This window comes from Ciceribacter lividus, from assembly GCF_003337715.1.
Taxonomy (GTDB): domain Bacteria; phylum Pseudomonadota; class Alphaproteobacteria; order Rhizobiales; family Rhizobiaceae; genus Allorhizobium; species Allorhizobium lividum.
The window spans coordinates 132,163-158,488 of the sequence record NZ_QPIX01000009.1 but is presented as its reverse complement, the minus strand read 5'-3'; the positions used below and the strand labels follow the sequence as shown (position 1 = coordinate 158,488).

General features: G+C 63.0%; 26 protein-coding genes. 15 read left to right on the top strand and 11 right to left on the bottom strand.

Features of this window, described 5'->3' with window-relative positions; translation table 11 throughout:
- Positions 1–140: 140 nt before the first annotated feature.
- The 4 genes from DFR48_RS16460 to DFR48_RS16445 all read left to right on the top strand — a co-directional run bounded on the left by DFR48_RS16460 (position 141) and on the right by DFR48_RS16445 (position 2,557).
- Positions 141–779, top strand: coding sequence for a 2-dehydro-3-deoxy-phosphogluconate aldolase (locus DFR48_RS16460; RefSeq protein ID WP_114364297.1), 639 nt, complete (start codon positions 141–143; stop codon positions 777–779).
- 84 nt (positions 780–863) lie between these two features.
- A complete protein-coding gene (locus DFR48_RS16455) occupies positions 864–1,562 on the top strand; it encodes a tellurite resistance TerB family protein (RefSeq protein WP_114364296.1) in 699 nt (232 codons plus the stop codon).
- Positions 1,563–1,643: 81 nt separating this feature from the next.
- Positions 1,644–2,336, top strand: a complete 693-nt coding sequence (locus tag DFR48_RS16450; protein WP_114364295.1) for a GNAT family N-acetyltransferase — start codon at positions 1,644–1,646, stop codon at positions 2,334–2,336.
- Positions 2,336–2,557 carry a hypothetical protein gene (locus DFR48_RS16445; RefSeq protein WP_114364294.1) on the top strand — a complete coding sequence of 74 codons (222 nt, stop codon included), beginning with the start codon at positions 2,336–2,338 and terminating at the stop codon, positions 2,555–2,557. Before DFR48_RS16450 ends, DFR48_RS16445 begins: the two co-directional genes overlap by 1 nt.
- On the opposite strand, the gene DFR48_RS16440 is transcribed toward DFR48_RS16445, so the two are convergent.
- The 3 genes from DFR48_RS16440 to DFR48_RS16430 form a co-directional block, all read right to left on the bottom strand.
- Positions 2,548–3,597: a nickel/cobalt transporter gene (locus DFR48_RS16440; protein WP_114364293.1), complete on the bottom strand. Its 1,050-nt coding sequence runs from the start codon at positions 3,595–3,597 to the stop codon at positions 2,548–2,550. The genes DFR48_RS16445 and DFR48_RS16440 overlap by 10 nt on opposite strands.
- Positions 3,591–4,235, bottom strand: coding sequence for a DUF1007 family protein (locus DFR48_RS16435; RefSeq protein ID WP_114364292.1), 645 nt, complete (start codon positions 4,233–4,235; stop codon positions 3,591–3,593). Before DFR48_RS16435 ends, DFR48_RS16440 begins: the two co-directional genes overlap by 7 nt.
- A 109-nt stretch (positions 4,236–4,344) precedes the next feature.
- Positions 4,345–5,238, bottom strand: coding sequence for a LysR family transcriptional regulator (locus DFR48_RS16430; RefSeq protein ID WP_114364291.1), 894 nt, complete (start codon positions 5,236–5,238; stop codon positions 4,345–4,347).
- A 559-nt stretch (positions 5,239–5,797) separates the two neighbouring features.
- Here DFR48_RS16430 and odc2 point away from each other — a divergent pair.
- The 3 genes from odc2 (at position 5,798) to DFR48_RS16415 (ending at position 8,619) form a co-directional block, all read left to right on the top strand.
- Entirely contained in the window at positions 5,798–6,931 is a 1,134-nt protein-coding gene (odc2, locus tag DFR48_RS16425; protein WP_114364290.1) for an ornithine/lysine decarboxylase, read from the top strand.
- Between the two features lie 76 nt (positions 6,932–7,007).
- Complete coding sequence (locus DFR48_RS16420; RefSeq protein ID WP_114364289.1) at positions 7,008–7,601, top strand: GNAT family N-acetyltransferase; 594 nt, start codon at positions 7,008–7,010, stop codon at positions 7,599–7,601.
- A 325-nt stretch (positions 7,602–7,926) separates the two neighbouring features.
- Positions 7,927–8,619 (top strand): OmpW/AlkL family protein, encoded by a 693-nt coding sequence (locus DFR48_RS16415; RefSeq protein ID WP_114364288.1) that lies wholly within the window; start codon positions 7,927–7,929, stop codon positions 8,617–8,619.
- A gap of 66 nt (positions 8,620–8,685) precedes the next feature.
- Here the strand turns inward: DFR48_RS16415 and DFR48_RS16410 are convergent, their stop codons facing one another.
- The 3 genes from DFR48_RS16410 to DFR48_RS16400 all read right to left on the bottom strand — a co-directional run bounded on the left by DFR48_RS16410 (position 8,686) and on the right by DFR48_RS16400 (position 11,732).
- Positions 8,686–9,672, bottom strand: coding sequence for a WD40 repeat domain-containing protein (locus tag DFR48_RS16410; RefSeq protein WP_114364287.1), 987 nt, complete (start codon positions 9,670–9,672; stop codon positions 8,686–8,688).
- Positions 9,673–9,730: 58 nt separating this feature from the next.
- Positions 9,731–10,825, bottom strand: coding sequence for a CobW family GTP-binding protein (locus DFR48_RS16405; protein WP_114364286.1), 1,095 nt, complete (start codon positions 10,823–10,825; stop codon positions 9,731–9,733).
- Between the two features lie 115 nt (positions 10,826–10,940).
- Positions 10,941–11,732 carry a creatininase family protein gene (locus tag DFR48_RS16400; RefSeq protein WP_114364285.1) on the bottom strand — a complete coding sequence of 264 codons (792 nt, stop codon included), beginning with the start codon at positions 11,730–11,732 and terminating at the stop codon, positions 10,941–10,943.
- Positions 11,733–11,831: 99 nt separating this feature from the next.
- On the opposite strand from DFR48_RS16400, the gene DFR48_RS16395 reads away from it, so the two are divergent.
- The 3 genes from DFR48_RS16395 (at position 11,832) to DFR48_RS16385 (ending at position 14,482) form a co-directional block, all read left to right on the top strand.
- A complete protein-coding gene (locus DFR48_RS16395) occupies positions 11,832–12,344 on the top strand; it encodes a MarR family winged helix-turn-helix transcriptional regulator (RefSeq protein ID WP_114364284.1) in 513 nt (170 codons plus the stop codon).
- Between the two features lie 139 nt (positions 12,345–12,483).
- The gene (locus DFR48_RS16390) at positions 12,484–13,500 is read left to right on the top strand and encodes a LacI family DNA-binding transcriptional regulator (RefSeq protein ID WP_114364283.1); all 1,017 of its coding nucleotides are present in this window, start codon (positions 12,484–12,486) and stop codon (positions 13,498–13,500) included.
- Positions 13,501–13,510: 10 nt separating this feature from the next.
- Positions 13,511–14,482, top strand: a complete 972-nt coding sequence (locus DFR48_RS16385; protein WP_114364282.1) for a 2-hydroxyacid dehydrogenase — start codon at positions 13,511–13,513, stop codon at positions 14,480–14,482.
- A gap of 14 nt (positions 14,483–14,496) precedes the next feature.
- On the opposite strand, the gene DFR48_RS16380 is transcribed toward DFR48_RS16385, so the two are convergent.
- Complete coding sequence (locus DFR48_RS16380) at positions 14,497–15,258, bottom strand: gamma-glutamyl-gamma-aminobutyrate hydrolase family protein (protein ID WP_114364369.1); 762 nt, start codon at positions 15,256–15,258, stop codon at positions 14,497–14,499.
- A 302-nt stretch (positions 15,259–15,560) separates the two neighbouring features.
- On the opposite strand from DFR48_RS16380, the gene DFR48_RS16375 reads away from it, so the two are divergent.
- Complete coding sequence (locus DFR48_RS16375; protein ID WP_114364281.1) at positions 15,561–16,667, top strand: TRAP transporter substrate-binding protein; 1,107 nt, start codon at positions 15,561–15,563, stop codon at positions 16,665–16,667.
- A 130-nt stretch (positions 16,668–16,797) separates the two neighbouring features.
- On the opposite strand, the gene DFR48_RS16370 is transcribed toward DFR48_RS16375, so the two are convergent.
- Both DFR48_RS16370 and DFR48_RS16365 read right to left on the bottom strand, forming a co-directional pair.
- The gene (locus tag DFR48_RS16370; RefSeq protein WP_114364280.1) at positions 16,798–18,636 is read right to left on the bottom strand and encodes a TRAP transporter large permease; all 1,839 of its coding nucleotides are present in this window, start codon (positions 18,634–18,636) and stop codon (positions 16,798–16,800) included.
- 1 nt (position 18,637) lies between these two features.
- Positions 18,638–19,183, bottom strand: a complete 546-nt coding sequence (locus DFR48_RS16365; protein WP_114364279.1) for a TRAP transporter small permease subunit — start codon at positions 19,181–19,183, stop codon at positions 18,638–18,640.
- 546 nt (positions 19,184–19,729) lie between these two features.
- Here DFR48_RS16365 and DFR48_RS16360 point away from each other — a divergent pair.
- The 3 genes from DFR48_RS16360 to DFR48_RS16350 all read left to right on the top strand — a co-directional run bounded on the left by DFR48_RS16360 (position 19,730) and on the right by DFR48_RS16350 (position 23,365).
- Entirely contained in the window at positions 19,730–22,042 is a 2,313-nt protein-coding gene (locus DFR48_RS16360; RefSeq protein WP_114364278.1) for a putative bifunctional diguanylate cyclase/phosphodiesterase, read from the top strand.
- A gap of 184 nt (positions 22,043–22,226) precedes the next feature.
- Positions 22,227–22,988 (top strand): N-acyl amino acid synthase FeeM domain-containing protein, encoded by a 762-nt coding sequence (locus DFR48_RS16355; RefSeq protein ID WP_114364277.1) that lies wholly within the window; start codon positions 22,227–22,229, stop codon positions 22,986–22,988.
- Between the two features lie 152 nt (positions 22,989–23,140).
- On the top strand, positions 23,141–23,365 hold the full coding sequence (locus tag DFR48_RS16350; protein ID WP_114364276.1) for an aa3-type cytochrome c oxidase subunit IV: 225 nt from the start codon (positions 23,141–23,143) through the stop codon (positions 23,363–23,365).
- 163 nt (positions 23,366–23,528) lie between these two features.
- Here DFR48_RS16350 and DFR48_RS16345 read toward each other — a convergent pair whose 3' ends face one another.
- Positions 23,529–24,341 carry a tetratricopeptide repeat protein gene (locus DFR48_RS16345; protein ID WP_425359263.1) on the bottom strand — a complete coding sequence of 271 codons (813 nt, stop codon included), beginning with the start codon at positions 24,339–24,341 and terminating at the stop codon, positions 23,529–23,531.
- Positions 24,342–24,531: 190 nt separating this feature from the next.
- The gene (gene rpsU / locus DFR48_RS16340) at positions 24,532–24,759 is read right to left on the bottom strand and encodes a 30S ribosomal protein S21 (protein ID WP_114364274.1); all 228 of its coding nucleotides are present in this window, start codon (positions 24,757–24,759) and stop codon (positions 24,532–24,534) included.
- A 295-nt stretch (positions 24,760–25,054) separates the two neighbouring features.
- On the opposite strand from rpsU, the gene DFR48_RS16335 reads away from it, so the two are divergent.
- On the top strand, positions 25,055–26,308 hold the full coding sequence (locus tag DFR48_RS16335) for a sarcosine oxidase subunit beta family protein (RefSeq protein WP_114364273.1): 1,254 nt from the start codon (positions 25,055–25,057) through the stop codon (positions 26,306–26,308).
- The last annotated feature ends 18 nt before the right edge of the window (positions 26,309–26,326 follow it).

Genomic DNA, 26,326 nt, shown 5'->3' with positions numbered 1-26,326 from the left:
CGCCCTGCGGGGTTACCGTACAGGAAGTCTGGAATGCGTCAAACAGCGGCGACGCGAACGCGTGCATTTGTCTCGACAAGGCGGGCCTGTCGCTATATCCGTCTGTCAATTTCAATCGTTTTAAGAAAGGGAGCCGGACCATGGGCGCCAAAACCGAAAAGCTTCTTTCGACCCTGAAACTGCAGCCGGTCGTGCCGGTGCTGATCGTCGAGGATGCCGGGACGGCGGTGCCGCTCGCGCGTGCGTTGGTCGCCGGCGGACTGAAGGCGATCGAGATCACCATGCGCACGCCGGACGCGCTGGAGGCGGTGCGGCGGGTCGCGGCCGAAGTCGAGGGTGCCGTCGTCGGCGCCGGAACGATCCTCAACGCCGCGCATTTCGAGGCGGCCGTCGAGGCTGGTTCCCAGTTCATCGTCAGTCCCGGCACGACGCGCGAACTCATCCACGCCGCCCGGTCGTCGGACATTCCGCTGCTTCCCGGCGCGGCGACCGCGAGCGAAGTCATGCAGTTGCGCGAGGAAGGCTACCAGGTCCTGAAATTCTTCCCCGCCGAACAGGCGGGTGGCGCCGCCTACCTGAAGGCGCTGTCGTCGCCGCTCGCTGGCACGCTGTTCTGCCCGACCGGCGGCATTTCGCTCAAGAACGCGCGCGATTATCTCTCTCTGCCGAATGTCGTCTGCGTCGGCGGTTCCTGGGTTGCGCCGAAAGAACTTGTCGCAGCCGGCGACTGGGCGGGCATCACCAAACTCGCCTCCGAGGCGGCGGTCCTCAAGGGCTGATCGGGCAGGCGGTATCGCCATCTTTGTATTGTCACGATCGGCTACCTATGTAGCGTTGAACGATTGCACAACACGGAGATGGCGATGTTCGACGCGAAGAAGCTTCTGGATCAGTTTCTCGGTTCACAGGTTCCCGGAACCACGGGAACGGTGAAGGAGAAGGCAGGCGACATCGCCCAGCTCGCCAAGGACAATCCGCTCGCGACCGGCGCGATCCTCGCCGCCGTTCTCGGCACCAAGACCGGCCGCAAGCTCGCCGGCAATGTCGCGACCATCGGCGGCATCGCCGCGATCGCCGGCCTCGGCTATCAGGCCTACAAGAACTATCAGGCCGGCAAGGCCCCACAGACGGCACCTGCCGCCTCCGAGCCCGTCCTTCTTCCGCCGCCGGCCGATTCGCCGTTCAGCTCCGAGGCTGCGGCGGCGGGGAACGATTTCGCGCTGACGCTGGTCAGGGCGATGATCGCGGCGGCCAAGGCTGACGGCCACGTCGATGATGTCGAGCGGGCCCGCATCCTGGACAAGATCCACTCCTCCGCCCTTGATGCGGAGGCCGAGGCCTTCATCGCCGAGGAACTCGCCCGGCCGACGGATATCGAGGCCCTGGTGGCGGCAGCCAAGACGGAGGCCCAGAAGGTGGAGCTCTTCACGGCGTCGCGGCTCGCAATCGATCCCGACAGCCGCGCCGAACGCGGCTATCTCGACATGCTCGCCGGACGCCTCGGCCTCGCCGACGGTCTGGTCGACCACATCGAGGCGACGGTTGCCGGTGCGACCGTCTGAGCGCGTAATGTCACCAGGAGGTCGGTTGCCTTTGCCCGGCGGCTGGCCTACTGCTTTGCCGGAACATTCCGTGAGGCAGGCATGCGCGATCTATCGACATTCAAAGGCTGTCCGGCGCCGACGCCGGTAAGGCTCGAGGGCCGTTTTGTGACGGTCGAGCCCTACGACAAGGACAAGCACCTCCAGGCCCTGTGGGACGGCCTCGGCGGCATGGGCATCAATCCGCTGCTCACATACTTCACCCAGCCGGACTTCGGCAGCATCGCCGACTTCGAGAGCTGGCTCGATACTGCCCGCACCAAGGGCGGCTGGCTCACGCACGTTTTCCGGGACAATGCCTCCGGCAAGATCGTCGGCATGGCGAACTACATGCGCGCCGACCCGGCCAACGGTGTCGTCGAGGTCGGGGGCGTCGCCCACGGCCCGGCGATGAGCCGCACGCCGCTTGCGACCGAGGCCCATTACCTGATGGCGAAGCACGTCTTCGAGGATCTCGGCTATCGCCGCTACGAGTGGAAGTGCCACAACGACAACGAGGCGAGCAAGACGACCGCGCGCCGCTACGGCTTCACTTTCGAGGGCGTGTTCCGCCAGCACATGCTGTCGAAGGGCAAGAACCGCGACACCGCCTGGTTTTCGATCATCGACGGCGACTGGCCGCTGGTGAAGGCGGGGTTCGAGGCCTGGCTGCATCCCGATAATTTCGATGCGGACGGCCGGCAGAAGCGGAAGCTCGAGGACATCCGCTCCGAGCTCGCACGGGCGGCGGCATGATGGCAGAGGACGACAAGAACTCCCGCTCCTCGGCGATCGCCGCCTTCGTCATCCTTATCGGGATCGGTATCGCGCTTCTCGTCATGCCGAAGGTCGTGCTGTGGGTCGGCGGCTACTCGCCGGTGCTGGCGGCTGCGCTCGGCACGCTGGTGATCCTGTCCTTCTTCCTGATCTTCTGGCTGCGCGCGCGTTATCAGCGCCGCCGCGGCGGTCAGGACTGAAGCGCCGCCGCAAGCAGCACCACGCCCATCACGATGACCAGAATGGCGCCGCCGATCTCGATGGCGTTCGCGACCTTTCGTGCTGCCGATGATCCGGGGCCGGAAAGGCGGACGGCGAAGGTTTTGGCCGAGACGGCAAGCGTCGCCAAGAGGGAGACGGTGATCGCGGTCCCGAGGGCCATGGCGAATACCGAGAGCACGCCACCGAGATAGAGCCCGTTCAGGATCGCGAAGGTCATCACCAGCAAGGCGCCCGAACAGGGGCGCAGGCCGACAGCGACGATCGCGGACCATGCGTCGCGCAGCCGGAACTCCTTCGCCGACAGAAGCCGCGGGTCGGCGATATGGCTCATGCCGCAGTCGGGGCAGACGGCGTCCGGCGCAAGGCCCGCATGGCTGTGTTCGGCGGCGATGGCTTCGAAACGAAGGCCTGTCGTCGTGCGCGGGACGGAGGTCGACACGGGAGCGGCGAAGAGCGTGGCGCTTGCTGCCTGCATGGCGAAGACCGACCGCAGCTTGCGGACGAGAAGCCAGAGGCCGAAAGCGATGATGAGCCCGTAGCTTGCAAGCTCCATCGCGTCCGTCGCGTTCGTCAGCGTGATTCCCGTGCCCCGCAGGACGAGATAGGCGGTTCCGACCACGGCGATCGCGACCAGCGCCTGTACCGCTGAGGAGACGAAGGAAATGCCGACGCCGCGTTTCAACTCCGTTTCGTTGGCAATCATGTAGGAGGAGATCACGGCCTTGCCGTGTCCTGGGCCGGCGGCATGGAACACGCCATAGGCAAAGGAAAGCCCGACGAGCGTTGCAAGTCGGCTCGGGTCCTCCCGCATTGCCTTCAGCGATTCGGTCAGCGCACGGTAGAAGGCCTGCTGGTGCTCATTCACCCAGCCGAGAAATCCGCCGAACATGCCGGTGGTGGGGAACGACGGTTCGGCCGTGCCGATGCCGAGCGGCGATCCCGCGAAAGCGGCCGGCGCCGCAATGGCGACCAGGAGGGCCGCGAGCGCGGCATATTTGCCGAGGCGGGCGTTCAGCATGACACTTCGAGGCGGGTTGCGAACAGCTTGCCCATGTCCGAGCCGCCGGGATTGTTGAAGAAGGCTTCCGTCATCATGTTCTGGTTCTGCGCCATCACCGCGTCCGGATCGGGGCGGATGACCTCTCGCTTGCAGGCGTCGAAGCCCTGACCTTCGGTTGCGAGATCGCCGTCCTTGGCGAAATCGATCGAGGTGTAGAAGGTCGGGTCGTAGATGCCGAAGGAGAGCTTGCCCTTGAGTGGCACGGCGGTCTGCGGCTTCACGATGAAGAAGACGATGAGCTGGTTGTCCTTGAAGTCGACGTTGAACACCTCCGGCGTCGCAAGCTTCACCGGATTGCCGTTGTCGGTGATGAAGGTGAAGTAATCGTAGTCACCCGTCGAGGTGCGGATCGTGTCGGCGATTTCCTTCAACTCGTCCGGGTCGAGCTTCAGATTGGTGTTCTTGTCGAAATCGAGCAGTACACTCGAGGAGAACACGTCGTCGAAGCGCCAGACATTGCGGATTTCCGTGATCTTTCCGGCGTCGGCGACGACCTCCAGCCGTGCCTCGGCGAAGATATGCGGATGGGCAAGAGCGGGCAGCGGCTGCAGGGCGAGGGCGATCGCTGCGGCCGCCGGCGTGAGAGTTTTCTTCATGGTGCCCTGTCGTTGTGCTCGCGTCACGGGATTCGGCGATCCGTCATCGTTCCCTTTACCAGAATTGGGACGGAAGTTGGACTGCCTGTCCTGTGCCGCCTCGCAACCCTTAGGCGTTCTTGCGGAACCAGCCGTGGAGATAGTCGACGAAGGCGCGGACCTTTGCCGGCAGGTAGCGACGATGGGGATAGACGGCGTAGATGCCCCGGTCGGACGGCAGGTAGTCGTCGAAGAGCGAAACGAGCTCTCCGGATTGCAGGTAGGGTCTCGCGATGAAGTCGGGGATCATCGCGACGCCGAGCCCTGCGCGCGCAGCCCGGAGCGTCGCCTGCGGGCTGTTGACCTCGATCGGGCCGCTGACGCTCACGGAAAAGCTGCCGTCCTTCGGGTCATGGAAGCGAAGCGTGTTGTGGGTCCGCGAATTCGTGTCGATCAGGAATGGCACTCGCGACAGGTCCTGCGGCTGGGTGAGTGGCCCGTGCTTCTCGACGAAGGCGGGCGTGGCGCAGGCATAGACGCGGAAATCGGAGAGCTTCCTGGCGATCAGGCCGGAATCATCGAGCTTGGTAATGCGGATCGCGAGGTCGAAGCCCTCCTCGATGAGATCGACGAATCGGTCCTCGGCGACGATCTCCAGCGACAGATCGGGGTGTTCCTTGACGAAGTCGATCAGCGACTGCCCTACATCGGCGTCGATGAAGGTGCGCGGCAGCGAGACCTTCAGTTTGCCGCGGATGTCGGCATTGTTCTCGCGCACCAGGTCGGCGAGGTTGTCGATCTCTTTCAGGATGTCGGAGGCCGTCCGGTAGTAGGTGTGGCCGGCCCCGGTCAGGGAGAACTGGCGCGTCGTGCGGTTGAGAAGAAGCGCGCCGAGTTCGTCCTCCAGCTCGCGGACGTACTTGGAAAGCAGGGCCTTCGAGCGACCGGTCTTGCGGGCGGCGGCGGAAAAGCCTTCGGCTTCGACGACGTCGATGAAGGCGCGCATGCGGGTCAAAGTATCCATGATGCGGGCTCCTTCGCGAACTGCGCCGAATTGTGAACATAAGCGGAAGATCGTTCAATCTCATTTTCGGAAAACAGGGCAAAAAACGCTTGATTATGACCGCGAATGTTCTTATCTCCTCGCTTGCCCAAAGTCGCACGTGCCTGTGGGTGTCCGCCGACCCTCGAACTGGGAGAAATCCCTAAGGTGAGGTCATCGGTAAGGTACCTGGAACTAACCCCTCCAGTCGCTATTCCGGCCAACCGGGAAATGCGAGGACATCTTGAAGCAACGACGGTGCGGGCCTTTCTGGTTCTCTTCCGGCTTTCCATCAGCCGGGGTCACTGAAGAGGCACACCATCATTGCCGGAAGTGCGGTCGGGTCTCCCCTCCAATCCATGGCAGACAAAGCGGATTTATGCGCCCGGTTAGCGGGTGCGTCTATCCATCGTTTACGCGTTGAGCGTTCGTACGGTACCAGAGTCTCCACCGGCTGGTTTCGCGCGTTCTCTCGTCGCCCTTTGTCCTTCCGGAACTTTCGCAGGTTCCGGGCTCTTTGGAATATGGAAGGGATAGACCGATGACCACTGCCCGCATCCTCGACTTCATCAAGTCCCGACGACCGGAAGGTCCCTGCCTTGTGGTCGACCTCGACGTCGTGCGCGACAACTATGCCGCCTTCCGTCACGCCCTGCCGGACAGCGCGATCTACTATGCCGTCAAGGCCAATCCGGCTCCGGAAATCCTGTCGCTGCTCGCCGGGCTCGGCTCGAGCTTCGACTGCGCCTCCGTCGCCGAGATCCAGATGGCACTCGACGCCGGCGCGACCGCGGACCGCATTTCCTACGGCAACACCATCAAGAAGGAACGCGACGTAGCGCGCGCCTACGCACTCGGCATCGGCCTCTTTGCGGTCGACAGCCACGAGGAAGTCGAAAAGATCGCCCGTGCCGCGCCCGGCGCCCGCGTCTTCTGCCGCGTGCTGACGGACGGCGAAGGTGCCGAATGGCCGCTTTCCCGCAAGTTCGGCTGCGTTCCGCAGATGGCCGTCGACGTGCTCGTCTACGCGCACCAGCTCGGTCTCGAGTCCTACGGCGTTTCCTTCCATGTCGGTTCGCAGATGACCAAGGTCGATGCCTGGGATTCGGCTCTCGCCGACGCCAAGCGCGTGTTCGCCTCGCTCGCCAAGCAGGGCATCCACCTGCAGATGGTCAACATGGGCGGTGGTTTCCCGACCAAGTACCTGCGCGACATCCCGTCGGCGGAGGCCTATGGCCTGGCGATCACCGGTGCGCTGAGGAAGCACTTCGGCAATCACATCCCGAAGACCATCATCGAGCCGGGTCGCGGCATGGTCGGCAATGCCGGCGTGATCAAGGCCGAGGTCGTGCTCGTCTCGAAGAAATCGGACAACGACGCGCACCGCTGGGTCTTCCTCGACATCGGCAAGTTCGGCGGTCTCGCCGAAACCATGGACGAGGCGATCCGTTACCCGATCCGCACGGAGCGCGACGCGGACGAGATGGAGCCCTGCGTGCTCGCCGGCCCGACCTGCGATTCGGCCGACGTCCTCTACGAGAAGAACATGTATCCACTGCCGGTCTCGTTGACGATCGGCGATGAGGTTCTGATCGAAGGCACGGGTGCGTACACCACGACCTACTCCGCGGTGGCCTTCAACGGCTTCGAGCCGCTCAAGGCCTACGTCATCTGACGCCCGACCGCGCCGGCATATCCGGCGCGGCAATCACAAGAAATCACCGGAAACGCTTTGGGGATGGGAGGTCGACATGGCCACTGTTCTTGATACGGTGCGCGCGTTCTTCGCGCCTGCACCGACCTTCGTCATCGAAAACGAAACGCCCGCCGACGTGGTCGCGCGCGAAATCCTGCTCGACCGGGCGATGGGTGCCGACCGGCGCAAGAAATCTTCGGAGAAGATCCGCCGAGGCCGCGTTCCGGCCGAAGGCCTCGCACTCGTCGCCCGCGATGCCGACGGTCACGTGATCGGCACCGTGCGGCTGTGGAACGTTGAGGCCGGCGTCGACAGCAATAGCCGACCGGTGGACGCGCTCCTGCTCGGGCCGCTCGCGGTCGACGGTGCCCACGAAGGCAAGGGTGTCGGCTCGGCACTGATGCGGGCAGCGATCGCGGAAGCGAAGGCCCGCGGCCACGGCGCGATCCTGCTGGTCGGCGACGCGCCCTACTACCAGCGCTTCGGCTTTGTTGCCGAAAAGACCAGGCATCTCGTCATGCCGGGGCCGTTCGCACGCGAGCGTTTCCTGGCGCTGGAGCTGAAATCCGGGTGGCTTGATGACGCCGTCGGCATGATCGTCGGCAGCGGCCGCAAGCTGTCGCGAGCAGGACGGCGGCAGAAGCGCTGATACGGCATCCCGTACGGAGTTTCATCTGCGTTCTTTCCGGAGGTCGATTCGCCTTCTGCGTGCAGACCTCCGAGTCGCAAAAGGCGGATGGCTATGGACGCCACAGTTCGGCGACGCGGGGCGATGTGTCGTTAAGTCGCAGATTTTTCTATGTGAAATATCTTTCGTCAAGTTTCGCATTGCAAAAAAGTCACAGTTTTCGATGATTGATTTTCCGCTTTTAATTAACATATGAAATATTGATCTAGCGCAACCGGTGACGGTGTGCGTGGGGGATAGTCGGCGCCATGGCTTCAGGCCAAACGACCGACCAAGGAGAGACCCCATGACCACCACTTGCACAAGGCGGATCAGCGCTCTTGCCGCAACCACTGCAATCCTGTTGTTCGCCCAGGCGGCCGGCGCGGCGGACCTGATGCCCGCGGTCGAGCCCACCCCGACCGCCGAGGCCATCGGCGCCGTCAGCCCGTGGCAGATCCGCGTACGCGGCCTTGGCGTCATCACCAATGACGAAGGTTCGGTCGACGGCGTCGCCGGCTCGGATCTCTCCTACAGCGACTCGGTCATCCCCGAGCTCGACATCACCTATTACTTCACGGACAATCTGGCCGCCGAACTCATCCTCGGCACGACCTGGGCCGGCATCTACGGCGAGGGCTCGCTCGCCGGCTTGGGGCGCATCGGCAGCACGTGGGTTCTGCCCCCGACGCTCACCCTGCAATATCACTTCACGGACTTCGGCGCCTTCAAACCCTATGTCGGCGCCGGCGTGAACTATACGATCTTCTACAACCAGGATACTGACAGCGCTACTGCCCTGCACGTTAAGGACAGCTTCGGTTTCGCCCTGCAGGCTGGCTTCGACTACATGATCAACGAGCACTGGGGCGTCAACTTCGACGTCAAGAAGATCTTCCTGCGTCCCGACTTCGACGTCACGGTTGGCGGTGCAAACCTGACCGGCAACGCCAAGCTGGATCCGTGGCTCATCGGCGGTGGTGTGACTTACCGCTTCTAAGTCATGCCATCGAAGGCGGCCGCGGAACCAGTTCCGTGGCCGCTTTTTTGTGCCTGCCCGTTGGGCTCAGCCCGAGATGTCCACCACGCCGCAGTCGCCGGCCTCGGAGCCGAACGCGAGCAGCTTGCCGTTCGCGCTCCAGGCCATCGAAGTGATGGCACCCTTGCCCGGCCGGCGCAGCAGTGCCTCCTTGCCGTCGGCGACGCGGACCGCGAGGATCATGCCGTCGATGAAACCGATGGCGAGAACCTCGTCTGCGGGATGGAAAGCGACGTTGGTCACCAGGATGTTGGCGCGCGTGCCGAGTTCGAGCGGCGCCTTGCCCATCGGACCGTCCTTGCCGGCGAAGGGCCAGACGATCGCCGCAGGTGCACCGGAGGAGGCGAGCCATTTGCCCTTTGGCGACCAGGAGAGCGACTTGACCTTGGCGGGATAGCCGGTCATGCGCATGTGGCGGCTCTCGCCGGGCTTGCCGTCGAGCTTCCAGCCGTGCAGTGCGCTCTCCTGCATCGTGGTGACGACGAAGCGGCCGTCCGGCGAGAAGGTGACGCCGGTGTGGGCGCCCTTCCAGTCAAGGTTGACCGGCGTGCCGGCGGTGCCGATCCAGTGAAGCGTTACACCGTTGTAGCGGGCAAGCGCGATCCTCAGTCCCTTCGGTGCGAAGTCGATGCCTTCCACCGTGCGCTGTTCGGTGAACTCCTTCACCGTACCGTCGGCGAGCCGCACGAAGGCGGACTTGCCGTGTGCATAGGCGACCGCACCCTGCGGCCCCGCTGCGACGACGGAAATCCATTTGCGCGGCACTTCGGCAAGCGTGCTGACGCTGCCGTCGTGGGCAACCCTCAGGACCTTGCCGTCCTCGCCGCCGGTTACCAGCGTCTGGCTGGCGTGGTCCTTGACGCAGGTGAGAAGCCCCTGATGGGCCTCCGTCACCTTGTCGCCGCCGTCCAGCCGGTGGATGGCGCCGGACGCGGCGGCGAAGAAGGGGATGTCTCCGAGAAAGGCGGCAGCGACGACGTGGCCTTCGATATCAAGAGGGGCAACCGTCGGCATCAGGCTTTCTTTCCCGTTTTCACGACCAGGTCCAAAAAACGCTTTGCCGTCTTCAGGCTCATGCCGCGGCCTCGCAGGCGTGGAAGCTCTTTTCCAGCTTCTCGCGGTCGAGATTGCGGCCGATGAAGACGAGGCGCGTCTCGCGCTTCTCGCCGTCCTTCCATGGGCGCTGGTGGTCGCCTTCGATGATCATGTGCACGCCCTGAACGACATAGCGCTCCTCGTCGCCCTTGAAGGCGATGATGCCCTTGAGACGGAGAATGTTCGGACCGTCGGTCTGGGTGACCTTCTGGATCCACGGGAAGAAGCGGTCCGGGTTCATCTCGCTGCCGCGCAGCGAAATCGAGGTGACGGTCACATCGTGGATGGCCGATGGGCCGTGGTCATGATGGTGATGATCGTGCCCGTGGTGGTGATGGTCGTGATCGTGGTCATGATGATGGTGGTGGCCATGGTCGTGATCGCAGCCGGGACCACAGACATGGTCGGGATCATCGTGGTCGAGGAAGCTCGGATCGTTCTCCAGCGCGCGCTCGAGATTGAAGGCGCCCTGGTTCAGGACCTTTGCGAGGTCGACGCCCGAGCGGGTGGTCGTGTAGACGCGGGCGGACGGGTTGATCGCATGGACGATGTCCTCGATGCGATGAAGCTCGTCGTGGCTCACGAGATCGGCCTTGTTGATGACGACGACGTCGGCAAAGGCGATCTGGTCCTCGGCCTCGCGGCTGTCCTTCAGCCGGAGCGGCAGGTGCTTGGCGTCGACGAGGGTGACGACCGCGTCGAGTTCGGTCTTCGAGCGAACGTCGTCGTCCATGAAGAAGGTCTGGGCGACCGGCACCGGATCGGCAAGGCCGGTCGTTTCGACGATGATGCCGTCGAAGCGGCCGGGGCGGCGCATCAGTCCCTCGACGACGCGGATCAGGTCGCCGCGCACCGTGCAGCAGACGCAGCCGTTGTTCATCTCGTAGATTTCCTCGTCGGACTCGACGATCAGGTCGTTGTCGATGCCGATCTCGCCGAACTCGTTGACGATGACGGCGTATTTCTTGCCGTGATTTTCCGAGAGGATGCGGTTGAGCAAGGTCGTCTTGCCGGCGCCGAGGTAGCCGGTGAGCACGGTGACGGGAATGGGTTTCGCTGCAACTTCGGACATAGGAACCTCGATGGGTGAACTGGGCGGACAGGTGCCCCCGGTGCGGTTGACGTTCATATAGGCCGCGGCGTGCGACAGTTCAAAGGCTTTGTTGGTGGAGCCTGCCCTTGCGTCTCTAACGCAGTTCGTCGACGTCGAAGGCGTGAACGTCCTCGAGGAGTTCGACGAGGCCATGGACGGCGTGAGCGATCAGTCGTTCGCCCTTTTCCGCCGTGGCGGCCGCGGCGTTGCCGGTCACCCCTTGCGGGTTGAGATCCGCCATCTTCCAGCCGAAGGCATGGGGGCCGTAGGCGCGCAGATGGGTAAAGCGCCGGGCATAGTCGGCCTGGCGGGAGGGAAAGTCCGCGGCCCGCGTCATGTCGACCTTGTCCGGATGAAGTGCCAGCATGACGGAAGTCTCGATATCACCGCCATGGATACCGAGGGCCTTCTCCTGCGGCGTCACGACGCCCTCCGGCACGCCGAACCGGGTCCAGCTCGTGGCCACCGCCAACATGCCGAAGCGCACGCGCGCCTCGGTGGAGACGATCGTCATCAGCGGGGAATTGCCGCCGTGGGCATTGAGCATCACCAGCTTGCGGATGCCCTGCCGCGCCAGATCGCCCGCAATCGAAAGCCAGCGCTCGACGGCCTCCCCGTAGCCGAGGCTTCGCGTTCCCGGAACGTCCAGGTGTTCGATGGAATAGCCGACCGGTTCCGCCGGGAGAAAGGTGACGGGCAGATCGGCAGGGAGGGCGGCGGTCAGTCTTTCGACGATCCCCTCGACGATCAGGCGATCCGTCTCGAAGGGCAGATGCGGACCGTGCTGCTCGTGCGCACCGAGCGGCAGGACGACGATCCAGTCGCGGTGCTCCTTCGGAGAGAGATTTGGGTCGTTGTCGGCAAAATTGCGGTGCGGTGGGGACATTCTTGGACTTTATCCGATCTGCGGACGGCGTTTCAATGCGTTGTAAAGGTTAGCCGGCTTATCATGGCGACAATCAGCGATCACTGTCGGAGCATAGAGATGGCGAAGAAAGACAAGGCAGACAAGAAGGGCGGCAAGAAAGACAAGGCCGCGCGGAAGAAGGATGCCGAGCGGGAGGTCGTGAACGGCGTCTTCGCGCCGCTCGTCACGCAGACGGCCCGGTCGCTCCGGACGCTTCTCTCCCGCGATCTTGCCGATTGCGGCCTCTATGCGGGGCAGGACGGGGTCATCCAGGCTCTCGCCGGGGAGGACGGCCTTACGCCGGGCGCGCTCGCCCAGAAGCTCGGCGTCAAGGCACCGACCATGACGCGCACGATCGGACGGATGGAAGCCCAGGGCTTCGTCGAGCGGCGGGCGGATACGCTCGACCACCGTCTTACCAAGGTCTTTCTCACCGACGGCGGTCGCGCCAGCCTTGAGCGCATCGCCGCCGCAGCGGAGGCGTGCGAACGAGAGGCGCTGCACGGCCTTTCCGGCAAGGAGGTCAAGACACTGCTGCGGCTGCTTCTTACAGTCGAGGAGAACCTGCAGTCGGCGATCGGCAAGCGTTGAAGGTCGCCGAGGGTGGCACCGTTTTACAGCCGAAAACAGCAATTGAAATCTTCAATTAAATTGTTTAATTAAAACGTTTAATCGCGGAGGAGGAGAAGACTTTCCTCCGCGAGCGAACGCGATTGCCCCGGGAGGACACGTGGCTCAAAAAGTGAAGCTTTCCACGATAGCCGAGTCTCTCGGTCTGTCGACCGCCACCGTATCGCTGGCCCTGCGCGATAGCCCGCTGGTCGCGGTTGATACGCGAGAGAAGATCAAGGAACAGGCCCGTCATCTGGGCTATATCTACAATCGCCGTGCAGCCAGCCTCAGGACCTCGCGCTCCGGCATCATCGGCGTCGTCGTGCACGACATCATGAACCCGTTCTACGGCGAAATCCTCAAAGCCATCGAAAGCGAGCTCGACCGCAGCCGCCATACCTTCATCCTCTCCAATCACTATGATTCCGTCGAAAAACAGCGGACGTTCATCGAGACGCTGCTGCAGCTCGGCGGCGACGGAGTGATCATGTCCCCGGCGATCGGCACGCCGGAAGAGGACGTCATGCTGGCAGAGGAAAACGGCATGCCGGCGATCCTGATTGCCCGCTCGATGGAGGGCCTCGACCTGCCGACCTATCGCGGCGACGACAGCTACGGTATCTCGCTCGCCACCAACCACCTGATCGGCCTCGGCCACCGGACGATCGCGATGATCGGCGGCACGGACCAGACGTCGACGGGGCGCGACCGCTATCAGGGTTACGTCAATGCGTTGCGCAAGGCCGGCATCGAGGTCGATCCGGCGCTGCGCATTCCGGGACCGCGCACCAAGCAGGGCGGTTTCGAGGCGGCGGTGCATTTCCTGTCATTGCCGCAGAAGCCGACGGCGGCGGTCTGCTGGAACGACCTCGTGGCGATCGGCCTGATGAACGGCATCGCCCGTGCCGGCCTCGTTCCCGGCAAGGATATTTCGGTCACCGGCTACGACGACCTCGAGGAGGCGTCGATTGCGACACCGGCATTGACGACGGTCTGGAACGGGCAGGCGGAGGTCGGAAGGCTTGCAGCCCGCGCGCTTCTCGATAAACTGGCGGGCAGTCACGAGCCGGACGGTATCCACCTCATCAAGCCGGAAATGCGCATCCGCCAGTCGACTGGCCCCATCAAGCGATAAGGAGCAGACCATGGCGATACAGCCGCGCCCGACCATCCTCGTGCCCGGCCGTATCAATCCGAGGGTCACCGAACGGCTCGCAGACCGCTTCGAGGTCCTGCACGTGCCGCACGGGCCGGAACTGGAACTCGGTGAGGCCGAAGCGGCACGTGTTCGCGGTGTCGCCGTCTCCGGCGCCCTGCCGGGGCACTGGATTGCCCGGCTTCCCAATCTCGAAGTGATTTCGAGCTTCGGCGTCGGCTATGACGCCGTCGACGTCGCAGAGGCCGCGGGGCGCGGGATCATCGTCACAAATACGCCGGACGTGCTGAACGACGAGGTCGCCGACACCGCGGTCGCGCTGCTCATCAACACCGTCCGTCAGTTGCCTCAGGCGGAAACATGGCTGCGCCAGGGCCGATGGGAACGTGAAGGGCCGTTTCCCCTCTCGCCGCTTTCGCTCAAGGGCCGGCATGTCGGCATTCATGGGCTCGGCCGTATCGGCCTCGAAATCGCGCGCAGGCTCGAACCCTTCAAGGTCAGGATCAGCTATCACACGCGTCGACCGCGAACCGACCTCGGCTACGCCTATTTTCCGTCTTTGACGGCACTTGCCGAGGCTGTCGACACGCTGATCTCGATCGTTCCGAAGACGCCGGAAACCTTCAAGGCGATCAATGCGGAAGTGCTCTCGGCCCTCGGGCCGAACGGCGTCCTGATCAATGTCGGCCGCGGATGGACGGTTGATGAGGAGGCGCTGATTGATGCCCTTCGCGACGGCACCATCGCCGCGGCCGGCCTCGACGTCTTTCAGGACGAGCCGCATGTGCCGCAGGAGCTGCTCGCCTTTCCGAACGTCTCGCTGCTGCCGCACGTGGCCTCGGCCTCGGTGCCGACGCGCAACGCCATGGCCGATCTGGTCGTCGACAATCTGATTGCCTGGTTTGAGATTGGCCGGGTCCTGACGCCGGTGCCGGAGACGCCGCAGAAGGCCGCCGAGTAGCGGTCTCTATCGCCTCACGCCGTGAGCGCCCGGGCGCTCGCATACGTGCGCACGGCCTCGCCAAATGCCTCGAAGAGGGCGCGGGAGGGTTTGTCGGTTTCTGCCCAGTACTCCGGATGCCATTGCACGCCGACGGCAAATCCGCGCGCGCCGATCACGGAAACGGCCTCGATCGTGCCGTCTTCCGCCACGGCTTCCACCTGCAGTCCCGGGGCCGTCTTCGAGATCGCCTGGCGATGCAGCGAGTTGACCTTGACCTTGCCGGCGCCGAGATAGCGGGCAATGCAGGACCCTTCCGCAACGATCACATCCTGACGGATCGAGAACGCGACATCCCGCTCCACGTCCGCCGGCTTGCGATGGTCCCAGATGCCGGGCTGCTCGTGGATCTCGGTTGCGAGCGTGCCGCCGAGTGCCACGTTGAGCTCCTGTATGCCGCGGCAGATCGCCAGAAGCGGAATGCCGCGCTCGAGCGCCCGGCGAATGAGCGGCAGTGTCGTCGCGTCGCGTGCCGGGTCGAAAGGCCCGTCGCTCTCTTTCGCCTCGGCACCGTAGAGGGAGGGATGCACATTCGTCGCCGAGCCGGAGACGAGCAGGCCGTCCACACGGTCGAGCAGCGCGTCCGTGTCGTTGCCTTCCTCGAAGGCGGGAATGATGAACGACATCACGTCGGCGACCTTGAGTGCCGCGCGGACATACTGATTCTGTGCCGCATGCCAGAGGGTGCCGTCGAACTCCCGGATGTCGGCGGGAATGGCGATGATCGGCTTCGGCATCATGGGCTCCGGAAGATGCGGCGGGATGTGCGATTTCTGCCGTGCTCCGGCTGCGGAAGTCAATAGTCTTTCCACAGCCGTTGCGGGGCAGGAACCCGCCAAAAGAGATGGGTGGAGGCAGGAAATGCCCAGCATTTCCGAGCTGGGGCGAGATTGTCGGAACAGGCAATCGTTATAGGCCGAAAGAATATTGCCCAAGCGCTTGAAAGGGTTCACCCAAAATGGTTATCTCGCTGGGACTGCTGCTGGGCGGGTGAGGGAGCTTTCCTGTCGGGGCAGGTCTAAAGGGAGGTTTTACTTTTATGGATCGTCGTTCATTCATCAAAAAGGCCGGAGTAACGGGCGCAGGCGTTGCTGCTTCCACCGTTCTGGCTGCACCGGCCATCGCCCAGGAAAATCCGAAGATCACCTGGCGCCTGACGTCTTCGTTCCCGAAGTCGCTCGACACCATCTTTGGCGGTGCGACCGATATCGCCGAACGCGTCGCTGCTGCGACTGACGGTAACTTCAACATTCAGGTCTTTGCCGCCGGCGAAATCGTACCCGGCCTGCAGGCTGTCGATGCCGTTGCCGCGGGCACGGTCGAAGCTGCGCATACCACGTCCTATTACTTCTGGGGCAAGGAACCGACCTTCGCCTTCGGTACCGCCATTCCCTTCGGTCTCAACGCGCGCATGTCGAACGCCTGGTTCTACCAGGGCAACGGCAACACGCTGATGAACGAGTTCTATGCCACCCAGGGTCTCTACGGTCTTCCGGCTGGCAATACGGGCGTTCAGATGGGCGGCTGGTTCCGCAAGGAAATCAACACCGTCGACGACCTCAAGGGCCTGAAGATGCGCATCGCCGGTCTTGCCGGCAAGGTGCTGGAAAAGGTTGGTGTCGTGCCGCAGCAGCTCGCCGGCGGCGACATCTATCCGGCGCTCGAAAAGGGCACGATCGACGCTGCGGAATTCGTCGGTCCGTATGATGATTCCAAGCTCGGCTTCCACAAGGTTGCCAAGTACTACTACTATCCGGGTTTCTGGGAAGCAGGCCCGGTCGTTCACGGCTTCTTCAATCTCGAGAAGTTCAACAACCTGCCGAAGAACTATCAGGCGATCCTTCAGGATGCCTGCTCCTTCGCCAACACCAACATGATGGCGAAGTACGATACCAAGAATCCGCCGGCCCTGAAGCAGCTCGTCGCCGAGGGCACGGTGCTGCGCCCCTTCAGCCAGGAAATCCTGGAAGCCTGCTACCAGGCCGCCGTCGGGATCTATGCGGACCTGTCGGCCCAGAGCCCGCACTTCAAGAAGGTCTACGACGATCAGCTGGCGTTCAAGAAGGATGCCTACCTCTGGGCTCAGCTCGGCGAGTACACCTTCGATACCTTCATGATGATCCAGCAGCGCGCCGGCAAGCTCTGAGCTTCGGTCAGCACGGTCACAGGTCGGGCCCCGGGAGCGATCCCGGGGCTCTTCTTTTTGTCGTGAGGATAAGCGAGGCCGGAGATGTGTCAAAAGAAACGGCGCCTCGCGGGCGCCGTTGCTCGTTGGCTTACTTGATGACCGGAGGCTGGCTCAGGTCCATGCCGGGGCTGCCAGCGCCCGGTGCCGGAGCCGGAGCGGGTGCCGGCTGCTCACCACCGAGATTGAGCGGCGGCAGACCCATCGAAGGTGCTTGTGAACCCGTGCCGCCGAGTGGCGGCAGGCCGAAGTTCGGCGCACCGGTTCCGCCGTCCTGGCCGAGCGGCGGCAGGGACATGCCCCCGCCCTGGCCAAAGCCCGGAACCTCGATCTTGACGTCCGCAGGGTTGATCGTTTCCACACCCGCCTTGTAGCGCATGACCAAGCCGGGGAAGGCGATCACCACGATGATCATCACGAACTGGATCACGATGTACGGCAGGACGCCCTTGTAGATGTCGAGCGTCTTCATGCCATCCATCACCTTTCCGGTCACCTCGTCCTTCCAGCGTCCCGCCGGCGCGATGGAGCGCAGGTAGAAGAGCGAGAAGCCGAACGGCGGCGTGAGGAAGGATGTCTGCAGGTTGATGCCGAGGATGACGCCGAACCAGACGAGGTCGATGCCGAGCTTCTCCGCGACCGGCGCCAAGAGCGGCACCATGATGAAAGCGATCTCGAAGAAGTCGATGAAACAGCCGAGGATGAACACGATGATCGTGACGACGACCAGGAAGCCGTATTCGCCGCCCGGAAGTGCCGTCAGCAGTTCCTCGATCCAGACATTGCCGTTGATGCCGTAGAAGGTGAGGCCGAAGACGCGGGCGCCGATGAGGATCATCATCACGAAGGCGGAGAGCTTCGTCGTGGCATCGAGAGAGTGCTTGAGCGTCGCGAGCGAGAGGCGTCCCTTGAGGGCGGCCATGATGAGTGCGCCTGTCGCGCCCATGGCGCCGCCTTCGGTCGGTGTCGCGATGCCGAGGAAGATCGTGCCGAGCACCAGGAAGATCAGCGCCAGCGGCGGGATGAGGACGATGATGACCTGCTGTGCGAGCCGGGAGATGATATTGAGGCTGAACTGCCGGTTGGCGAGTGCGACGAGATAGGCGGCAAACACGCCGAAGGCGAGGGCTGCAACGAGGCGCCATTCAGGGCTTGCGATGCCGGTGAACAGGTATTTGTGCCCGATGAAATAGAGGGCCGCCGCCACGGCGATCATCGCCGCCAGCGAAGTGACACCGCCGCCGAGGGTGCGGGCCTCGAGCGGCAGGGCGGGGGCCCATTTGGGGCGGATCAGCGAGATCAAGAATATGTAGGCGCAGTAAGCGCCGACGATCAGGATAGCCGGATAGAGTGCGCCGACATACATGTCGCCCACCGAACGGCCGAGCTGGTCGGCCATCACGATCAGGACAAGCGAGGGCGGAACGATCTGTGCCAGCGTGCCCGATGCGGCGATGGTGCCGGCGACCAGCGGGCGATTGTAGTTGTAGCGCAGCATGATCGGCAGGGAGATCAGGCCCATCGCCATGACAGAGGCAGCGACGACGCCGGTGGTGGCTCCGAGCAGGGCACCGACGAGGATGACAGCGTAGGCGAGGCCGCCGCGGATCGGTCCGAACAACTGGCCGATGGTATCGAGCAGGTCTTCGGCCATCCTCGACCGTTCGAGGATCAGGCCCATGAAGGTGAAGAACGGGATGGCCAGCAGCGTGTCGTTGTACATCACGCCGTAAATGCGGTCCGGGTGGGACTGCAGGAGCGGCCAGAACAGTCGGATCTCCGGCGAGATTGCCGAGAGTTCGACGCCGACCGCGAAGTAGATCAGGCCGCCGGCTGCAAGGGTGAAGGCCACGGGATAGCCGAGCAGCAGCAGCAGCATCACCGAGGTGAACATGATCGGGGCGAGATTGTGTGCGATGAAATCGATCATGTCAGTGTCCCGTCACTTCGAGGCTGTCTTCGGACGGGTCCTTGAGGTAGCCGAACACGATCGCCGCGCGCTTGATGATCTCGGACACTGCCTGGGCGCTCAGGAGGAGAAAGCCGACGAGAATGGCGGCTTTCGCCGGCCAGACGATCAGGCCTCCTGCGCTCGAGGATATCTCCCCGATTTTGTAGGAGTTCCAGAACCACGGCCAGGCGAGCCATGTCATCAGGAAGGAGAAGGGAACGAGGAAGATGGTGTGTAGGATCAGGTCGATCCAGTTGCGTGTCCGTCTGCTCCACCCGCCGGAAATGATGTCGATGCGGATATGCTCGTTCTTGAGCAGGGCATAGGCGGCTGCGAGCATGAACACCGTTCCGTAGAGATACCACTGCAGCTCGAGCCAGGCGTTCGACGAGATGTCGAACATCTTGCGGACGACTGCGTTGCCTGCACTGATGAGGACGGCGGCGAGCAACAGCCACGACACCCAGCGTCCGATTGCACCGTTGATCGCGTCGATCAAACGGCTGATCGCCAATAGTAATGACATATCGGTTTTTCTCCCTAAAACCCGTAGTTTCCCATAGAGCAAGGGTGAGGATGGCGCAACCGCGGCATCATTAGGCCTCGGCGAAGAAGGGCAGGTGCCCGCTGGCGGTGCCGGCAAGTCAACGGCCCGGGGCGTGACTCGTCCGCAGCCGCACCCGTGGCGCGGTCCTCGCCCGGCAACGGCGTTGATCCTCGTCAAATCGTCCGGAATTCTGGCGATCTATACAGTCTCGGGCCGATATGGCACAGTTCGATCCGTGGATCAGGGAATTTGGTCATTGATTAGTGACTGTTGATATAATGCGGACGCGGTTTGATCCGCCGTCTGAAATTTAGACTAAAGGCTAAAGTGGTTTCTATAATATTCGAGGGGTAGCCGCGGCTTGGCGGCCTTTCCCGGGGTCTTGCCGCATGTCGTCGGCCGGCGGCCGGATTTGCCAGGGGGCAGTGCTCGACGGGTACCGGATTGCGGAGATTCGTTCGTACTTGCGCAATCAAATCTTAATTTCTTCTTTATACCGTGCCCGTCGCGGAGGAGGCTCCCTGGATGAAGGCTCGAAGTGCAGCTGTGCCGACGGACGTCTATCTGTCCTTCGTCGAGTCCCTGTTCGGCAACCGCCGGACGCTCTTCGTCGGCATGGTCGCTCACATCCTCACCTATATGGCCGTCTATCATAAGACGAGGGACTTCTTTTATATCGGCCTGTCGCTCGCCTTCCTCCTCGTCTTCGCCCACCGGATCAGGCTCTTCGCCCGCTTCAGCAAGGCCGACAAGTCCCTGTGGAGCCGTCAGGAGATCGCCCGCTGGGAGCATCGGTATGTCATTGGAGCGGCGTCGACGGCAGCGATCCTGGGCATCGGCTGCGGCTATGCCATACTCTTCTTCGAGGACACCTTCGTGGAACTGGCCTGCGTGGCCGTCACCATGGCTTCCATGGTTTCAGTGGTAGGACGCAACTACGGATCGCGCCTCGCTGTTAGCCTCCAGACCATGGCCGCCTGCCTGCCGATCATCGTCGCGGCGCTGTTCGCCGACGACCCTTACAAGCTGCTGCTGTCGATCATGCTGATCCCCTTCATGCTCACGACGCAGTCGATGGCGACCGGCGTGCGTGAGTTTCTCTACGAGAACGTGGTCGCCTCGCAGGAGATGAAGAAGATCGCCGGCAGTTTCGACACGGCACTGAACAACATGACGCACGGGCTCCTGATGCTGGATCCGGACAACCGTATCGAGGTCATCAACCGCAAGGCCTGCGAACTCCTTCACCTCGGAGACCTGACCCAGCTCAAGAATTGCGATCTCGACGTCGTCCTGCGCTACGGCACGCGCCACGCCTTCGTCGACGGCTCCATGCCCGGGCTGATCCAGAAGCAGCTTTCACAACTGACGGACGGGACGATCTCGCGCGCCGTCATGCAGTTTTCCGAGGACATGATCCTCGAATTCTCCGCCACGCGCCGGCCGGAAGGCGGCGTCGTGCTGATCTTCGAGGACGTCACCGCAAGGGTGCGTGCCGACCGGAAGATCCTGCACATGGTTCGCTTCGACGCCCTGACGGGACTTCCCCATCGCAACTACTTCTCCGAACTGGTGAAGGACGAGCTCGCCAGGCGTCGCCAGCCGGGCGAAGTAGGCTTCATGGTCCTCGACGTGGCAGAGCTGAAGCACGTCAACGACATGCGCGGACATCTCGCAGGCGACAGGCTGCTGGTGGCGATCGCGAACCGTCTGCTGGCGCTTGCCGGTCGGGAGGCGCTCGTCGGTCATCTCGTCGGGGATCACTTTGCCCTGTTCTTCCCGAACGTCGCGAGGGATACGGACCTCGAGGCGCGAATGCGCAACCTCCATGCCGCGGCGAGCGCCGATTACGAGGTCGAGGGCACGACGATGCCGGTGTCGTTCAGTGCCGGCTGTGTGATCGTGGACAGTTCCGACCTTCGGATGGAGGAATGGCAGATCAAGGCCGACCTGGCGCTTTACGAGTCGAAATCCCGCGGCAAGGGAGTGTTCACCGTCTTTGAGCAGGAGATGGATGCGCGTTACGTGGAAAGACAACGCCTGAAGACTGATCTCGCGGCGGCCGTGGCGGCTGGCTCCCTCGGTGTCGTCTACCAGCCCATGTACAGGCTCGACGGCTCCCGTATCGACTGTTGCGAGGCGCTGTCGCGCTGGACCCATCCGGAACGCGGAGCAATTCCGCCCGACGTCTTCATCCATATCGCCGAGGAGATGGGGATCGTCTCCGACATTACCCGCTTCATGATCGTCCAGGCTTGTCGCGATTGTGTGGCATGGCCATCCTACATCAGCGTATCCGTCAATCTTTCCGAGCACGACCTGCGCAACGAAGCGATCATCCAGATCGTCATGGAGGCGCTGAAGGAGACCGGTCTCGCGCCCGAGAGGCTTCATCTCGAAGTCACGGAAGGAAGCCTCGTCGAGGAAGTGGCCAATGTGCGGCTCATCCTCGAGCAGTTGCGCACGCAAGGAATCACGATCGCCATCGACGATTTCGGCACTGGTTTCTCGAGCCTCAGCTATCTCGATACGCTGCCGGTCGATGTCGTGAAGATCGATCGCTCCTTCGTCCTCGACATTTCCGAGGATGCCCGCCGTTTCCGCCTGCTTCGCGGCATCGTGACGATGTCCCGTCAGCTCGGCCTCCAGATCGTCATAGAGGGCGTCGAGACGGAGGAGCAGCTCGCGCTGCTGCGGAAATACGAGTGTGCCGATCTGATCCAGGGCTATGTCTACTCGATGCCGGTCGCTGCGGAAACCGTCGGCCTGCTGGCGGAACGCGCCGAGATGACCGCCAGGGCGACGCCGGGTCTCGGTACTGCCTACGTCGAAAAGTAAGTTATAAAGTATAATCCAGTATAAATTTATGGGTTTTTGACCTGACCTGGGGCATGGTCGGCGCCTTCTTGTGTGCCGTTAACCATAATTTCCGTTAAATTACGCGCTTTTGCGGGTGAGACTGTGAAAATCGCAGTCGACTGCTATTCTTTGGTTAATGAAACGTTAACCGAGAGTTTTCCAGATGAATGTACATGTCTCCGTCGAGGACAGCTTTTCCGGACGACTGATGCAGCTTCTCGACCATGTCGAATACCGGCGGATCGAATGCGCGGAGGATTTCAGGGACATCGAACGCCTGCGCTACCGCGCCTACAAGGCGGCCGATGTCTTGCCCGTCGGTGGCGCCAGGCTGCTCGACGACATCGACTTCGATGATCATGCCTACGTCTTCGGCGTCTACTACTTCGAGGAACTGGTGAGCACGATCCGGCTGCACTACGTCACGCCCGATCATCCGGTCTGCCAGTCCTCGGGCGTCTTTCCGGATGCGATCGACGATTTTCTCGATGCGGGACTGACGCTCATCGACCCGGCGCGCTTCGCCGCCGATCCGCAGGTGGCTGCGGAACTCCCCGTCATTCCCTACATCACGTTGCGGCCAAGCATCGTCGCTGCCGCCTATTTCAAGGCCGATCGAGTGCTGCAGCACGTGCGCCCCGCGCATTCGGCTTTCTACAAGCGGGTGTTCTATGCGGATACCATCATCGAGCGGCGCATGACCGAGATCTACGGGCTCGAACTGAACCTTCTCGCGACCGACACGCACAAGACGGGCGCAAAGCTGCTCACGCGCTATCCCTTCTTCGATTCCGGCGAGCACGAGCGGCGGCTGATGTTCGCGCGGCACAGCGGGGCCTGCCTGCCGCCGCTCACCATCCGCCCGTCGGCGCGGCTGGTGGCGGAGGGACACATTCAGGGAGCGGTCAGCGGCGTCCACTTTTGACCTGAACGCCAGTTGCGAGCCGATTGCACTTCCCGCGGGCTTGGTATAAGTCGGACGGAAGGGAAGAGCGATGGATCGCGCCGCGGCAATAGCGTCGCCGCCGGGCGGTGTCATCGACCAGCAATCGCGGCCGCCTCAAGGGGAGACAGATCATGAGCGAACACCACACCGGACCCGTCGAAACCGGCGCATCGATGAACTATGCCGAACACGAGAAGACCTATGGTCTCTTCATCGCCGGCGCGAAATACGGCACCGTCGTGCTCGTAGCGCTGATGATCGCGATGGCCGCGGGCTTCTTCACTGCGGCCGGCTTCTTCGGCGGCCTGGTCCTTTTCGTCGTTCTCACGATCGCCGGCATCTACCTGTTGCGCTGAGGCCGGACCGGCCTTCTGCCACAGCTTGCAAGGCTCCGCTCTGTGGGGCCTTCTCTTTTTGTCGAGGCGGTCGTCTCCGCCGACATCACGGCGAAGCCGAACTCGCCGGCGGCCGGCGCTTTTGTGATCGAAAATGGGGGAGGGGCTCGGCGGCCCCTGCAGGTCAGCTCGACGCGCCGCGCGTGCGGGCGAGGCCGTCGGCGGCCGGCTTGTACTTCGGGTCGAGGGACAGCGCGTGCGCGAAGGATTTCGCCGCGCGGGCCTTGTCGCCCCGCCGCTCGTAGACCAGCGCCTGGTTGGCCCAGGATTCTGCGAGCTTCGGATTGAGCTCGATCGCATGGTTGAAGTCGGCGAAAGCGTTGTCGTCGTTGTTCAATGCCAGATAGGAGATGCCCCGACCGTTGTGCGGCTCGGGCGAATTGGGCGACAGCGAGATGGCCTTGGAGAAGTCGTCGATCGCCTTGTCGTGCTGACCACGGAGCTGGTAGATCAGGCCGCGATTGTGGTAGGCGCGCCCGTCGGTGGTGTCGAGTTCGATGGCGCGGTTGAAATCGCTGAAGGCCTCGTCGATTCGGCCTGCCTGCCGATAGATGTTGCCGCGGCCGATATAGGCGACGTCGTAGCTCGGGTTGATGCGCAGTGCCGCACTGTAGTCGTTCGCCGCTTCCACCGGCTTGCCCATGTTACGCAGCACGAGCGCGCGGTTGGCATAGGCCTGGTAGAAATTCGGGTTGAGTTTCAGCGCGGTGTTGAAGTCGTCGACGGCCCTGCGGAATTCGCCGGCGCGGCCATAGGCGGAGCCGCGGACGTTATAGCCTTCGGGATCTTGCGGATTGGCGGCGATAACGGCCGAAAGCGAGGCGATGTTCTCTTCCGACCCCTGCGCCCGGTCGATGCGGATCATGTCGCTCGTCGTCGAAGTCGACTGGCAGCCCGAAAGCCCGAGAGCTGCAACCATGGCCGCTGTGCCCAGCATGAAACCGAAACGCGTACGGTGATGCTCCTCGACCTTGTGTGCCAGGGCATGAGGGGAAACAGAAGTGACGACCATTTTCCGGTATGCTTTCCGTAACGAGGGCAGGTATTTGGCTTCACAAATGAAAAGAGCGGTGGCGACCCGTCGCCCCCGCCCTTAGAACATCGGAAAACGTCGAAAAAACGACGGATCAGCGGCCCGAACGGCCAGCGGAGATCAGGCCTTCGCGCTGCATACGCTTGCGGGCCAGCTTGCGGACGCGGCGTACGGCTTCGGCCTTTTCGCGCGCGCGCTTCTGCGACGGCTTTTCATAATAGTCGCGCATCTTCATTTCACGGAAGATACCCTCGCGCTGCATCTTCTTCTTCAGAGCGCGAAGCGCTTGGTCAACATTGTTGTCGCGGACTAGTACCTGCACGTTTATCCCGTTCCTTTGGTTTAGAGTTGTCGTCTCGCCGGAGCAGATCGCCGGCTAAGAAACTATCGCTTCGTGAGGCGCAGGCCTGACGATTTGGCGGTCGAATAACAGATCGGGCTTGGAAAGTCCAGATGGGGAAGGTGCGAGGGGCAGAAAAATCCCGCGAAACGCCATCTTTGCCGTCCATGTCGAAAGCCGGAGGGCAATGCGTCGCAAAAGGGCGCTCGCAAGGCATATTGATTTGCGACTGGTAAGGCCCTACCCAATTGCCTGACCCACAGGAGTTTGAGGCGAAATGCGCAAATATTCGGTTTTTGCCGTGGCACGCGAGGCGCTGCGCGGTCACAAGGGCTGGGACGCCCAGTGGACCTCTCCGGAGCCCCGGTCGTCCTACGATGTGATCATCATCGGCGGCGGCGGTCATGGTCTGGGAGCCGCCTACTATCTCGCCAAGGAACATGGAATCACCAATGTCGCCGTGCTCGAGCGCGGCTGGATCGGTGGCGGCAATACCGGGCGCAACACCACGATCATCCGGTCCAACTATCTCTATGAAGAGAGCATGGACATCTACGAGCATTCGCTGAAGCTCTGGGAAGCGTTGAGCCAGGATCTCAACTACAACGTCATGTACTCGCCGCGCGGCGTGATGATGCTGTCGCACAACATCCACGACATGCAATCCTTCAAGCGCCATGTGCATGCCAACAATCTCTACGGCATCGACAACGAGTGGCTGACGCCGGAGCAGGCGAAGGCCTATTGCCCGCCGCTCGACATCTCGAAGACCGCACGCTACCCGATCAACGGCGCCGCCTTGCAGCGCCGCGGCGGCACAGCCCGCCACGACGCTGTCGCCTGGGGCTTTGCACGTGCGGCGTCCGACCGTGGCGTCCACATCATCCAGAACTGCGAAGTGACCGACATCCGGCGCGGCCCGAACGGTGAGGTGACCGGGGTCGACACGAGCCGCGGCTTCATCGGCGCCAAGAAGATCGGCGTTTCCGCCGCGGGCCATTCCTCGGTCGTCATGGCGATGGCCGGCATCAAGCTTCCGGTCCACTCGACGCCGCTGCAGGCGCTCGTCTCCGAGCCGATGAAGCCGATCTTCCCCTGCGTCGTCATGTCGAACAGCGTGCATGCCTATATCTCGCAGTCGGACAAGGGCGAGTTCGTCATCGGCGCCGGCACCGACCAGTACAACTCCTACTCCCAGACGGGTGGCCTGCAGATCATCACCCACACGCTCGACGCCATCTGCGAGCTCTTCCCGATGTTCCGCCGGGTCAAGATGATGCGTCAGTGGGGCGGTATCACCGACAACACCGCCGACCGCTCGCCGATCCAGAGCGTGACGCCGGTGCCGAACCTCTTCGTCAATGCCGGCTGGGGCACGGGCGGCTTCAAGGCGACGCCGGGCTCGGCCAATCTCTTCGCGCACCTGATCGCGCGCGGCGAACCGCACCGTCTCGCCGCCAGCCTGACGCTCGACCGGTTCCGCACCGGCCGCCTGATCGACGAGGCGGCTGCCGCTGCCGTGGCGCACTGATACCGAGGACCGCTCATC